The sequence below is a fragment of the Modestobacter sp. VKM Ac-2979 genome, from assembly GCF_026967995.1.
Taxonomy (GTDB): domain Bacteria; phylum Actinomycetota; class Actinomycetes; order Mycobacteriales; family Geodermatophilaceae; genus Modestobacter.
Genome location: NZ_JAPVBO010000003.1, coordinates 495,033 through 507,610 on the forward strand (window position 1 = coordinate 495,033; position 12,578 = coordinate 507,610).

Annotated in this window: 12 protein-coding genes, 2 pseudogenes and 1 riboswitch; of the genes and pseudogenes, 11 read left to right on the plus strand and 3 right to left on the minus strand. The window is 70.2% G+C overall.

Annotated elements, in window-relative coordinates:
- Positions 1–2: 2 nt before the first annotated feature.
- The 3 genes from O2W15_RS11175 (at position 3) to O2W15_RS11185 (ending at position 3,219) form a co-directional block, all read left to right on the plus strand.
- A complete protein-coding gene (locus tag O2W15_RS11175) occupies positions 3–1,364 on the plus strand; it encodes an aldehyde dehydrogenase family protein (protein ID WP_269179473.1) in 1,362 nt (453 codons plus the stop codon).
- A gap of 195 nt (positions 1,365–1,559) precedes the next feature.
- On the plus strand, positions 1,560–2,729 hold the full coding sequence (gene ribB, locus O2W15_RS11180) for a 3,4-dihydroxy-2-butanone-4-phosphate synthase (protein ID WP_269179474.1): 1,170 nt from the start codon (positions 1,560–1,562) through the stop codon (positions 2,727–2,729).
- 202 nt (positions 2,730–2,931) lie between these two features.
- Entirely contained in the window at positions 2,932–3,219 is a 288-nt protein-coding gene (locus O2W15_RS11185; RefSeq protein WP_269179475.1) for a TetR family transcriptional regulator, read from the plus strand.
- 127 nt (positions 3,220–3,346) lie between these two features.
- Here O2W15_RS11185 and O2W15_RS11190 read toward each other — a convergent pair whose 3' ends face one another.
- Complete coding sequence (locus O2W15_RS11190; RefSeq protein WP_269179476.1) at positions 3,347–3,967, minus strand: TetR/AcrR family transcriptional regulator; 621 nt, start codon at positions 3,965–3,967, stop codon at positions 3,347–3,349.
- A gap of 99 nt (positions 3,968–4,066) precedes the next feature.
- On the opposite strand from O2W15_RS11190, the gene O2W15_RS11195 reads away from it, so the two are divergent.
- The 5 genes and pseudogenes from O2W15_RS11195 to O2W15_RS24035 form a co-directional block, all read left to right on the plus strand.
- Positions 4,067–5,293: a Bcr/CflA family efflux MFS transporter gene (locus tag O2W15_RS11195; protein WP_269179477.1), complete on the plus strand. Its 1,227-nt coding sequence runs from the start codon at positions 4,067–4,069 to the stop codon at positions 5,291–5,293.
- Between the two features lie 786 nt (positions 5,294–6,079).
- Positions 6,080–6,709, plus strand: coding sequence for a superoxide dismutase (locus O2W15_RS11200; protein ID WP_269179478.1), 630 nt, complete (start codon positions 6,080–6,082; stop codon positions 6,707–6,709).
- Complete coding sequence (locus tag O2W15_RS11205) at positions 6,706–6,993, plus strand: hypothetical protein (RefSeq protein ID WP_269179479.1); 288 nt, start codon at positions 6,706–6,708, stop codon at positions 6,991–6,993. The genes O2W15_RS11200 and O2W15_RS11205 overlap by 4 nt, the downstream gene beginning before the upstream one ends.
- Before the next feature lie 74 nt (positions 6,994–7,067).
- Positions 7,068–8,357 (plus strand): Nramp family divalent metal transporter, encoded by a 1,290-nt coding sequence (locus tag O2W15_RS11210; RefSeq protein WP_269179480.1) that lies wholly within the window; start codon positions 7,068–7,070, stop codon positions 8,355–8,357.
- A gap of 184 nt (positions 8,358–8,541) precedes the next feature.
- Positions 8,542–8,586, plus strand: a pseudogene (locus tag O2W15_RS24035) (hypothetical protein); the annotation flags it as partial.
- On the opposite strand, the gene O2W15_RS24040 reads toward O2W15_RS24035, so the two are convergent.
- Complete coding sequence (locus O2W15_RS24040; protein ID WP_442928880.1) at positions 8,577–9,152, minus strand: SDR family NAD(P)-dependent oxidoreductase; 576 nt, start codon at positions 9,150–9,152, stop codon at positions 8,577–8,579. The pseudogene O2W15_RS24035 and the gene O2W15_RS24040 overlap by 10 nt on opposite strands.
- A 78-nt stretch (positions 9,153–9,230) precedes the next feature.
- Between O2W15_RS24040 and O2W15_RS11220 the strand changes: the two genes are divergently transcribed.
- Complete coding sequence (locus O2W15_RS11220; protein ID WP_269179481.1) at positions 9,231–9,869, plus strand: PadR family transcriptional regulator; 639 nt, start codon at positions 9,231–9,233, stop codon at positions 9,867–9,869.
- Positions 9,866–10,159: a DUF2218 domain-containing protein gene (locus tag O2W15_RS11225; RefSeq protein ID WP_269179482.1), complete on the plus strand. Its 294-nt coding sequence runs from the start codon at positions 9,866–9,868 to the stop codon at positions 10,157–10,159. The genes O2W15_RS11220 and O2W15_RS11225 overlap by 4 nt, the downstream gene beginning before the upstream one ends.
- A 276-nt stretch (positions 10,160–10,435) precedes the next feature.
- On the opposite strand, the pseudogene O2W15_RS24045 reads toward O2W15_RS11225, so the two are convergent.
- Positions 10,436–10,534: pseudogene (locus O2W15_RS24045) on the minus strand (IS5/IS1182 family transposase); the annotation flags it as partial.
- A 216-nt stretch (positions 10,535–10,750) separates the two neighbouring features.
- A riboswitch (cobalamin riboswitch) is annotated at positions 10,751–10,936 on the plus strand.
- A 31-nt stretch (positions 10,937–10,967) separates the two neighbouring features.
- On the opposite strand from O2W15_RS24045, the gene O2W15_RS11230 reads away from it, so the two are divergent.
- Positions 10,968–12,578, plus strand: coding sequence for an ABC transporter substrate-binding protein (locus O2W15_RS11230; RefSeq protein ID WP_269179483.1), 1,611 nt, complete (start codon positions 10,968–10,970; stop codon positions 12,576–12,578).

Genomic DNA, 12,578 nt, shown 5'->3' on the forward strand with positions numbered 1-12,578 from the left:
TCATGCAGAACGCATATCGGGTAACCGATCCGCGGACGGGGGCGGTGGTGGAATCGTTCGACAGCATGCAGTGGACTGAGGCCGAACGAGTCATCGCGGCCGCTGACGAGGCACACCGGACATGGCGTCGCCTTCCGCTCGAGGAGCGCGCAGCGAGCCTTGGGTCAGTTGGGAAGCTGATGCGGGAGCGACGACATGACCTGGCAGCGCACGCGTCCCTCGAGATGGGAAAGCCTCTCGACTCCGCTGTCGGCGAGGTGGGGGTGGTGGCCGACATCTTCGAGTATTACGCCGAGGAGGGTGCCGCACTGCTCAGGTCCGAGGCCTTCACGCCGCGGTCGGGTGGCACAGCCGAGATCCTGAAGAGGCCAGTCGGTGTCGTTCTCGGCATCATGCCCTGGAACTACCCGTACTACCAGCTTGCTCGGCTCATCGCACCCAACCTGCTTCTCGGCAATGCAGTTGTCGTCAAGCCGTCGCCGGCATGTCCCCGGAGCGCCGCGGCGATCGAGAGAGTGCTTCTGGATGCAGGAGTTCCACCGCACCTCTACTCCACCCTGTTGCTGGACAACGAGGACGTCGAGAAGGCGATCGCCGATTCTCGGGTACAGGGCGTTTCCTTCACCGGAAGCGAGCGTGTCGGAGCCGTCATCGGTGAAACTGCCGGTCGCCATCTCAAGAAGGTCGTCCTCGAACTGGGCGGATCTGATCCGTTCTTGATCCTCGACACTGCTGATCCGGCTACGACGGCGCGCGTTGCCTACGGCGCCCGTATGGCGAACATGGGTCAAGCTTGCAACTCGCCAAAACGCGTGATCGTTCGTGATGACGATTACGGCGCGATCGTGAGTGAGCTCGTCCAACAGGCGATCAAGCATGCAGCAGACCCAGCGATGCCGCCCCTTGCATCGCGTGCCGCAGCCGAGCATGTTCACGCACAGATCCGACGAGCCGTCGCACAGGGCGCAAAGTTGCACACCGGAGGCGCCCTGTCAGGGGTTGGCGCCTTCATCTCCCCTGCTGTGATCACAGACGTGACGTTGGACATGGACATTGCGACAGAGGAGGTCTTCGGCCCCGTCGTAGTCGTCTATCGTGCCGGCAGCGACGAGGAGGCCATCGAACTCGCGAATCAATCGCCGTACGGCCTCGGCGCTGCGGTGTTCACCTCCGACGAGCAGCGGGCCATCGACACCGCGGACCAGCTTGACGTCGGTATGGTCTACATCAACTGCGCTGAAGACTCTGAACCGGATCTCCCGTTCGGAGGCGTCAAGCTGTCGGGACACGGTCGCGAACTAGGACGGCTCGGCATTCTCGAGTTCTGCAACCACAAGCTGGTGCGGCGCGCCTCACCAGCTTGACTCACGTTCCCGCACAGGCTTCGAACGGCGTTGATCCGGCGGCAGGGCATGGGTACCTGGTTGTGTTGAGTTCACGCCGATGCCTCCTGCAGGAGAGCGGTCAGACGCCGACGCGAGGTCGGCATGGACGCTCGGAAATGCGGCACTCCGCATGCCGGTCAGCGGTCGGCTTACATTCCCTTACGCTCGACTGAGATGGAGCAGTGGATGGCGAGAGCAGCTGGACGGGGGACCCTCACCGCCTCCGCAGCGAGGGTGTCGTTGACGCCGGTGGACGTGGCGCTTCGTGGTGTTGCTGCGGGGCGCCCCGTGGTTGTGATCGACGGGGAGGACGGGAAGAACGAGGGCTCCCTGATCATCGCCGCCGACGCCATCACTCCGGAATGGATGGCCTTCATCGTGCGGCACACCTCTGGCCTGGTGTGTGTGCCAATGACCGACGCGGCCCTCTCCCGGTTGCGGATCCCGCCAATGGTGCATCCGGATGACGAGCGATTGGGGACGGCTTTCGCGGTCAGCGTCGATGCGAGTTCGGGCGTCACAACGGGAATCTCTGCCCGTGACCGTGCGCATACGGCACGCCTGCTGGCAGATCCCGCATCCGAGCCAGGCGATCTGATTCGGCCGGGGCATCTCCTGCCGCTGCGTGCACGGGAGGGTGGCGTTCTCGTGCGGGCAGGACACACCGAAGCCGCCGTTGACCTGGCTCGTCTCGCCGGCAGAGAACCTGCGGGCGTGATGGCTGTACTGGTGGAGGACGACGGCTCTACGCGAGACTCCGCAAGCTGCAGCGTGTTCGCCGACGTTCATGGTCTCGCCATCATCACGATCGAGGAGCTCCGGACCTTCCGTCGTGCGCAGGAAGGCAACCTTCGCCGCGTTCTGACCACCCAAGTGCCGACTCGACATGGGGTGCTCACGGCGGTCGGCTACGCCGACCAGATAGGCGGCCAATCGCACCTGGCGCTCGTCGCGGGACTCGACGCGGATGGGTGGTTCCCTGACGGTTCGGACGTTCCGGTCGGGGGCCACCCCGACTGCGTGTCCAGTGAGGTGATCGGGCGTCGCCTCCACCGCTGCGGTGGGGACCTGGATGCAGCGATCGAGCAGATCGCCGCGGCTGGACGAGGCGTGGTGCTCTACCTGTCCGGTCGCGAGGCACCGATCGTCGGCATACGCGCCACACAGCAGGCCAACGAGTCATCGGCCCCTGAGCCCGGCAGCGCCGATGGAGACGGAGGAGTCGACTGTGCGATCGACGCTTGCGATCGCGACACGGCGGGGCACATCCTGACCGACCTCGGCGTCCTCAACGCACGACTGCTCACCGACCTCCCTGCCCGCGCGGAAGGTCAGGTCGGTTGAGCACGACCGTGGCCCGCTTGTTGCCGCTCACCCATCGGCCTGTCGGTGTACGCGGCGGCCTCCCTCGACCAGAGGGCCGGCGTTCCCGACCTCCTGGCCGCCGTCCGGGAGACGCTGGGCAGCGCAGCGGATTCGGCAGGGACGCTCGCGTCTGAGGCCGCCGCAGCCCTGCTGGCCGAGGCACGACAGGCCGGCCTCGCCAGTGCACGCCGTGCTGGCGGTCTGCACGGCGGTCGCGGTGCACATCGGCGTCCAGGCCCTCGTGGTCCTGCGGGTGATCGGCCGGAAGCGCCGCGTCGAGTTGGCCGGTGCCGCCATGCGGGTGAGGGAGCGCGAGGGCGCCGGGTCACCGACCACCCGTGCGCTCGCGAAGGAAGCAGGTGTCCCCCTCAGCGCGGTGCACGATGCGTTCGACTCCACGGCCGACCTGGTGTGCGGTCTTCCAAGCCGATCCGGAGCGGGCCACTGCTCTGATGGCGCGGCCCGTTGAGGCCGGCACGACACCCACCGAAGCGCTCACGACCGCCCGGGTGCGTCACGCGGACGACGTGAGCGAGCAACCAGGTGACAGCGCCGCCCAGCGCCTCGACGACCCCTCCGGCCTCTGCCCCGATGGCTCACCGAGGGTGGGCGCGCGCTCGTGCGCCGATCTGCAGCATTCCGATGAGTTCACGAAGAGCCCGGTCAGCGATCCCCCGCTCTCCTTCCGCCGTCGCGGTGACGACACTGCCGTCGATCACCGCGCCGACGAGGGTCGCCGGCACCTCACTCCGGTCGCAGGCGTCGAGCAGGTCGCCCACCTGGCGGTCCATGACGGCACGCGCACGCGCCACGCGGGTCGACAGGGCATCGCTCTCGCGGGCACAGTCCACGACCCAGCCGAGCGTCCCGGCGAGCGTCGCATCGTCCTGGCGGGGTCCGTAGTACGCCGTCAGGAGCAACGCGGCGACTTCTCCGGCGTCTGCGGGGGGCCGGCGCTGCGCCGTCGCGAGCACGTCCTCCGCGGCGGTCGCCCGCTCGGTCTCGACGTGGTCGACACACGCCAGCAGCAGCGCCTCTCGTGTCGCGAAGTAGTACCGGATGGCACCGAGTGAGACGCCTGCCGCCTGCGCGACGGACCGGTGCGTGACCGCTGCCGTGCCGTGGGCGGTCATCAGGATGACCGCGGCACGCAAGATCTCCACGCGCTTCCGGCTGGCGCGGACCTGGCGAGGAGGTCCGTCGATGCGCTTCGTCACAGGTCCTCACAATTCGATACGGGCGTATCACTTTGGGGCTAACGTAGTGGCGGACTCCCCTTGGGCCCTTCTTCTGTTGGACACACTCCGATGACCCACATGGTCCCTCGATCCTTCACGCTCACGACCGCCGCGATCGTGGCCCTGCTGCCCTTCGCTGCGGACATGTACCTGTCCTCGCTACCGGCCATCAGCGCCGAGTTCTCGGCTCCGGTGTGGGTCACGCAGCTGACGTTGACCGGGTTCCTGCTCGTGCTCGGCCTGGGGCAGCTCGTCGCGGGCCCGATCACTGATGCCGTCGGGCGACGACGGCCACTCCTCCTCGGCCTCGGGCTGTTCACCGCGGGTTCGCTCCTCGCGGCGCTGGCGCCCTCCATCGGCGTACTGGTCGCCGGCCGGGTCGTGCAAGGGGTCGGGGGTGCCCTCGCCGTGGTCATCGCCAACAGCTCGGTCCGCGACCGGGTCGTCGGTCAGGCGGCGACCCGCCTGTACGCGTTGCTGATGACGGTGGCCGGACTGGCCCCGGTCGTCGCCCCTGCGGCGGGAGGGGCCCTCGAGCAGCACTTCGGCTGGCGTTCGGTGTTCATCGTGCTCGGCCTGCTCGGGGCGTTCGTGGCGGCGAGCGTTGCGTACTTCCAGGACGAGTCCCTACCGGCGGAGCACCGGACGCCGCTCGCTGCCGCACCGATCCGGTCCGCGTACCGCGAACTGCTCCGGTCACCGGACTTCGTCCGGCCCCTGGCGGCGATCTCCGCGCTCTTCATGATGCTCTTCGCCTACATCGGGGGCGCGTCGTACGTCTACCAGGACCGGTACGGGCTGGACCCGGCCACCTTCGGCCTGGTCTTCGGTACCACCGGGATGGCGTTCCTGCTCGGCGCAGTGGCCGCCCACCGCCTGGCGGCCTCCATCGAGATCCGGCGGCAGTCGCTCGCCGGAGGGTGCATCGCTCTCGCCGGCCCGCTCCTCGCGGTCGTCGCGACCGGCCTCAACGCCCCGCTCCCGGTGGTGGTCTCCGGCATGGCGGTGAGCCTCTTCGGTCTCGGCGTGGCAGAACCGGCGTTGATGAGCTGCTGCATGAGCTCTGTACGGTCGAGCACCGGCTCGGCGGCGGCCCTGATCGGTGCGTCGCAGTACGGCCTGGGTGCGGTGGCGACAGTCGCCGCGGGCTTCCTCGCGAGCGGCACCCCGGCGATGTGGGCAGCCTTGGTCGCGGCGTTCGCCCTCGTGTCGGTCGTGATCACCCGGCAGATCCCGAGCACTCCAGCGATCGGTGACGGCCACGCGGAGGCGGGGGTGTCGGCCACTGCGGTATCGGCGGGTTGAGCGGTCCCCCATCCGCAGACAACGCTCAGCGTGGCCGGGGCACCGCCTCCGGTGGTGTCCCGAGCACTCGTCGTCCCGAGATCAGCGGTGCCCAGGTCCCTCTTCTCCCTGAGCCAGCCGCTCCCACAACGCGTCCCAGGTGTGGTCGATCGCCTCTCCAGACGATGTCCGAGTTCGCCGGAAGTCCCAGTGCAGGCTCCGCACGATCAAGCCGATCACTGCAGTGCCTCGACCGCCGGGTTGACACCGCCATGACCCGTCTGCGCCGCTCGGGCTGACCCGGTCGCCTGGCTTCTTCCCGGACAGACCGCACGCCGGCCGCCCTGCCGAGCGAACCCCCGACGCGCCTGGTCCGCCCACGGGTGCCCACCGCCCGTGGTGGCCCGCTCCACCGCGCTGACGGGCGTGCGTGAACGCTTCGTCGACCAACCGCGATCGATAGCCACAGCCGGGCGCAGAAGCGCATCGGACAGGTGCTCGCCGGCTCGCCGGACACCGACGTAGCCGGTGACCTCCACGCTCGTGCGTCTGCGGGCCAGCCCGGACAGGTCGGCGTGCCGGCCAGGCTCACGCGCCGCCGGGAGTTCGTGGACGGATTCTGATCAGGTCTTCGCCAGCAGACACGTCAGGCACAACAGCGCCACGACGCGGTGGGCCACGCGAAACACCGGCCAGAACGATCGCTGGTCGATCCGACACTGCTGACTGTGGCCGACTTGCCGGTCGGGAGCTACTGCGAATACGTTGCAACAAGTTGTTGCAAACCGCTCGCAACAGGAGGCTCCGATGGCTGACTACGCCCTGCCCGACCTGCCCTACGACTACGGCGCGCTCTCCCCGCACATCAGCGGCGAGATCATGGAGCTGCACCACAGCAAGCACCACCAGACCTACGTGGCCGGTGCGAACACCGCCCTGGAACAGCTGGCCGAGGCCCGCGACAAGGACCAGCTCGGACCGGTCAACCTCTACGAGAAGAACCTCGCCTTCAACCTGGCCGGGCACGTCAACCACTCGGTGTTCTGGCCGAACATGAGCCCCGACGGCGGCGACAAGCCGGTCGGTGAGCTGGCCGCGGCGATCGACGACCAGTTCGGCTCCTTCGATGGCTTCCGCGCCCACTTCGCCGCCAGCGCTCTGGGCATCCAGGGATCGGGTTGGTCGATCCTCGCCTGGGACTCCGTCGGACAGAAGCTGCTGATCTGCCAGCTCTATGACCACCAGGGCAACCTGCCCGTCGGACTGGTGCCGCTGCTGATGCTCGACATGTGGGAGCACGCCTTCTACCTGCAGTACCGCAACGTCAAGGCCGACTACGTGAAGGCCTGGTGGAACGTGGCCAACTGGGCCGACGTCCAGCAGCGCTTCCAGACCGCGCGAACAGCGACCAACGGCCTGATCGTTCCGGCGGCGTGACCGGGCCCCGGCCCAGCGGCGCTCCCCCGGCACAGTTGGTCCAGCTCGGGAACGCCGCCCAGCGGGTCGCCGGCGTACTCGCCGCCCGCTCCCGCGGGGACGCGGAGGGGGCGGCAGCGCTGCTGCAGACCTTCCCGGACGAGGGCGCACTCGCCGGTGGCGCCATGCTGCTGGCCGACCTGGTCCTCGGCGTACACGCCTCGGAGACCGGCCGCAGCAAGGCCGAGTGCGTCCAGGACCTGGCCGTACAGATCGAACACGCCACCGGCGCCGCTCGTCCTTGATCAGCAGGTTGCCGCCGGTCGACGCGGATGCGCCCACCGGCGGCAACCGTACGTGAGCCCTCAGGAGTAGGTGGGTGTTCCTCTCGAAGACCGAGGCCGCCGTCCTCACCAGTGCGTTGCCGCACGCCCGGCCACCGGCGCCCCCGGCCACCAAGCGGCGGCTGTGGCCGATGCTCGGCCCGGCGTTCGTCGCCGCCGTCGCCTACGTCGACCCCGGCAACTTCGCCACGAACTTCTCCGGCGGCGCCTCCTTCGGCTACACCCTGCTGTGGGTGATCGTCGCGGCCAACCTGATGGCGATGCTCATCCAGACGCTCACCGCCAAGCTGGGGCTGGCCACCGGGCGGGACCTGGCCACCTGCTGCCGCGAGCGGTTCCCCCGGCCGGTCACCTGGGGGCTGTGGGCACAGGCCGAGGCGGTCGCGATCGCCACCGACCTGGCCGAGATCGTCGGCGGGGCGGTCGCCCTGAACCTGCTGTTCGGGGTGCCGCTGTGGATGGGCGGGATCATCACCGCGATCGTCGCGTTCGTCCTGCTGGCCGCCCAGTCGCGGGGGTTCCGGCCGTTCGAGCGGGTGATCACCGGGCTGCTGCTGGTGATCGGTGGCGGGTTCGTCTACACGCTGATCGGCGCCGGGGTCGACCCGGGCGGCGTCGCCTCCGGCATGGTGCCCAGCTTCGCCGGCACCGACAGCCTGCTGCTGGCCACCGGCATCCTGGGCGCCACGGTCATGCCGCACGTCATCTACGTGCACTCCGCGCTGACGCCGGGCCGGTACGGCGACACCGTCACCGCGGGGAGGTCGCACTCCGGACGGCGCGGGCTGCTGCGCGCCCAGCGGATCGACGTCTTCATCGCGATGGGGCTGGCCGGGCTGGTCAACGCCGCGATGCTGGTGATCGCCGCCCAGCTGTTCACCTCCGGCGACGGCATCGAGTCGCTGGAGAGCGTGCACGCCGGCCTGGGCGACCAGCTCGGCAGCGGCGCGGCCCTGGCCTTCGCCATCGCCCTGCTCGCCGCCGGGTTCGCCAGTTCCTCGGTCGGCACGCACGCCGGTCAGGTCGTGATGGCCGGCTTCCTGCGCAGGCACATCCCGGTGCTGACCCGCCGGCTGATCACCCTCGCCCCGGCGCTGCTGGTGCTGGGCCTGGGCGGCGACCCGACGACGGCGCTGGTCTGGTCGCAGGTGGTGCTCTGCTTCGGCATCCCGTTCGCGCTGGTGCCGCTGCTGTGGCTGACCTCCCGCAAGGACCTGATGGGCGGCTGGGTCAACCGGCGGGTCACCACCCTCACGGGCTCGGTCGTCGCCACGCTGATCATCAGCCTCAACGGCTACCTGCTGGTCGACCTCCTCCTGGGCTGAGCGCTACCTGCCCTCCCGCCGCGGCTCTCGGTGAGGCTGTGGTCGGCCCCGGCTTCGGTGTAGTGAGATCACTGAGATCCTGACCATGTGACCCTGAGGAGGGTTCGTGGGCAGACGTGGTTGTCCGCCGGAGTTCCGGCGCAAGGCGCTCGATCTGTTCGACCCATGGCGACCGGTCGTGGACGTGGCGCGGGACCTGGGCACAAGCCAGGAGTCGATCTACACCTGGCGTCGGCAGGAACGGATCGCAAAGCGGCCCACCCCGGCGAAGAAGCGCGCCAGTCCGTCGTCGTCCCGCGCGTCCACGACCGATCCGGTGACCGGGATACCCGCCGAGTACAGCTCCCCGACGACCGTCCGAAGCTTGGCCTCGTCCCGGCCGGATATCAGGACCTCGGCACCGGCCGCCGCGGCGAGCTCGGCGACGCGGCGGCCGATGCCCGAGCTGCCGCCGATGACGACTACCTGCGTCCTCCGGAGATCGCCGGGCACGGTCAAGCGGCTTCCCGGAGCGGCCACAGCACGCGGACCAGCCTGGCGACCTCGTCGAGCATGGCCTTGCCGCCGGCCTCGAGCTCCGCGTTCGGCGCCCACCCACCGCACGGCGGTCGTCTCCCCGGGGCGGCCGCCGTGCGGTGTACCCACCTCCGGCGCCCCGTCCTCGTCCGCCGGCCACGGCGCGTGCCGCGCTGCCGGTCGTGGCGGCCGGGCCCCGTGCGCTCCGCGCACCAGGGGGCCCCTCCAGCGGGTGCGCTGACACTGCGGGACAGCCGCAGGACCACGGCGTGAACGCACTCACTCGATCTCCCGGTTGACCTATGACGCTAGCGATGTATCGTTAGCGTCATCCGATACGCAAACAGGAGGAACACCATGCATCCCACGCGAGGACACGCCGGACACCCCGGCGCCCGCTTCCACCACCCCCGCAGCGGCCACCCCGGCCCCGACGAGGGTGCCCCCTTCCGCGGCGGCCACCAGCGCGGAGCCGCCTTCCGCGGCGGCCCGCACCCCGATGGTCGGCACACCGGTGGCCGTGGCCGCCGGCCACGCGGCGACGTCCGCACCGCCGTGCTCCAGCTGCTCACCCAGCAGCCCATGCACGGCTACCAGCTCATGCAGGCCATCGCCGAGCGCAGCGGCGGCCGCTGGACCCCCAGCCCCGGCGCCATCTACCCCACCATCAGCCAGCTCGAGGACGAGGGCCTGGTCACCGTCACCGCCGAGTCCGGCCGCAAGCTGGTCACGCTCACCGACACCGGCCACACCCACGTCGCAGAACGCCGCCCCACCTGGAGCGACCCGTTCGCCGACGACCAGGGCGGCGACGCCGGCCCCGACCTGCGCGGCCTCACCATGGGCGTGCACGGCGCCGTCAAGGAGATCGCCCGCACGGGCACCGAGGCGCAGCGCGCCGCAGCCGCCCAGGTCCTCGCCGACACCCGCCGCGCGCTGTACCTGCTGCTCGCCGACGGCCCCGACACGCCCGCGACCGGCGGCGGTGCCGAATGACCGCCCCCCTCACCGCCCGAGCCGACGTCGCCACCGCGAGCCCCGAGCGCTACGCGAAGCAACTCGCCGCTCACCTCGGCCGGCGCAGCGAGATCCGCCAGGAGCCCGACGGCATCCGCATCGTGCTGGACGCTGGCGACTGCCTGCTGCGCTCGCGCGAGGAAACCCTCGAGCTGCTGGCCACCGCACCCGGCACCGAAGAACTCGAACGGGTCCAGTCCGTTGTCGGCTCACACCTCGAACGGTTCGGCGCCCGCAACGAACTCGAGGTCGTCTGGCGCCGGGGCTGAGCCTCCGCTCGGGCCCGGAGCGGACCGGGCCGTCCGGCCGCTCGTGCTCGAGCGCGCAGGAACGAACCCGGCTCGTCTCCCAGCGGACGGACAGCTGCCTGGGGTCCCGCTCGGTATGCCGCTCAACGACCTGCTGCCGCTCGCCGGTGGCGTGCAGCCGGTGCTGGTCGGCGGCTACCACGGGCACTTGGCTGCCGGTGGCGACCGCACGCGGTCTGCGGCTGGACTCGCTACCCCCGGAAGGCGCTCCCTAGGGTGTGTCTGTCAAGTGCGGGTTCAGGCGAGGATGGCTGCTAGGACGACGGCTCCGCGGTAGATGAGTGCGTGCTTGTCGTAGCGGGTGGCCACTCCGCGCCACTGTTTCAGCAGGGCGAATGACCCCCCCCCCCCAGACGCCGCAGGTAGACCGGAAGCCGGGTGGGCGCTCAGACCAAAAGCTCTCCTCATCCCCGACGTCACGTGGGCCACCGGGCTGCGGGCTGGCGCTGCCGTGCCACGGCGGATCAGCGTCGGACGCTCCCGCCACTGATCCGCGCGCACGGCATTTCTGGAACCGGGTCCTGCTTGTTGCAACTCGGTCGCAGCAAGCTGCTACGTTGCGACAGCCGTGGTGCTCGGGAATTCCGGTGCGGTACCGGAGCGGCCCTCGCCACTGTGATCAGGTGGTTCTCCCCCATGCCGTGCTGCGGCAGCCACTGGCCGGATTCGTCTGGCTGGGAAGGTGGGGAAGGACCGATACCTGTCAGCCAGGAGACCGGCCACGGCACCCGAAGTAGTCATCCACGAGGTGCTGGAGGCGACGTCTCTCATGACGCTGCGATCTGTCCTGTCCCCGTCCGCCAGCGTACGCCGCGCCGGACTCCGCCGCTGGGCCGCCGGCCTGGCCGCGACGCTGGCGCTGACCGCCTGCGCGACCACGGGCGGAGGTGCGGGCGACCAGTCGGCCGCGGCCGGCGACGAGCAGACACTGACCATCGCCACCAGTTTCGCGATCGATGACCTCGACCCGCTGGAGAACGCCTTCTGGGGCCCCGAGTTCGGCTACGTCGAGCTGCTGATGCGCCCCGAGCGCGACGATAGCCCCACGCCCTGGGTGCTCGAGGAGCTGACGTCGACCGACGACACGACCTGGACGCTCACCCTCCGGGAGGGCGTCGCGTTCGCCAGCGGCCGGGCGCTGGACGCCGACGCGCTCGCCCAGCTGCTGCGCTGGACCGCGGAGAACAACACGGGCTTCGCGGGGGCGTCCGCATTCCGCAGCGCGGAGGCCACCGGCGACCTGGAGGTCACGCTCACGACGACCGCGCCGGTGCCGACGCTGCCCAACGTGCTGGCCGACGAGTCGATGGTGCCGGTGTTCGACGTCGACGCCTACGAGGAGTACCTGACCGCGGGCGACGCCCCCAGCGCACTGATCGATGCCGGGCTGTACACCGGCCCCTACGTGGTGGAGAGCCTGGACGGGCAGAGCGCCGAGCTCACGCCGTTCCCCGGCCACTGGAGCGGCGGACCGGCGCTGGACGCACTGACCATCCGGTTCGTCCCGGAGGCGACCTCGCGGGTGCAGGCGGTGCAGACCGGCGAGGCCGATCTCGCCCTCTACATGCCGACCGCGATCGCCCGCACGCTGGAGGGTCGCGAAGACGCCTTATGGGTCACCGGCGAGCCGACCGGCTCGACGTTCTCCTTGACCCTGAACAACCGCACGCCGGGCCTCGACGACGCCCGCGTCCGTCAGGCGATCAACGCCGCGGTCGACTACCGGGCACTGGCCGAGGACGTGCTCAGCGGCCAGGCCGACGTCGCCACCAGCGTGTTCTCGCCGACGCTGCCCTACGCCGTCGACACGCAGGAGACCGACCTCGACCGGGCGCGGCAGCTGCTCGACGAGGCCGGCTGGACCGAGGGCGACGACGGCGTGCGCACCCGGGACGGTCAGCCGCTGCGCCTGCGGCTGCTCTCCTACCCCCAGCAACCGGACTCGACGATCATCGCCGAGGCGCTGCAGACCCAGCTCGGCGAGGTGGGCGTGGCCGTCGAGGTCAGACAGGTCGACGACATCACCGCCGAGCGCGAGGGCGGGAACTGGGACGGCGCGATCGTCGGCAGCTCGCTGCTCTCCTTCGGCGGCAGCCCGGTCGAGGGGCTGGCCGACACGTTCGTCACCGGCGCCGAGGAGAACTACCCCGGTATCAGTGACCCCCAGTTGGACGCACTCATCGCCGAGCTGGGAGCCACCTTCGACGAGGACCAGCGCATCGCTCTGCTGGAGGAGATCCAGCAGGTCATCGCCGACCAGGGGTACTGGGCCGCGACCGTGGCCCGCCGCCCGGGGGTCGTGACGAACGAGACCTGGCGGGGCTACGAGACCCCGATCAGCAACCTCTGGGTGACCACCGACACCGCGCCCGGGGAGTGA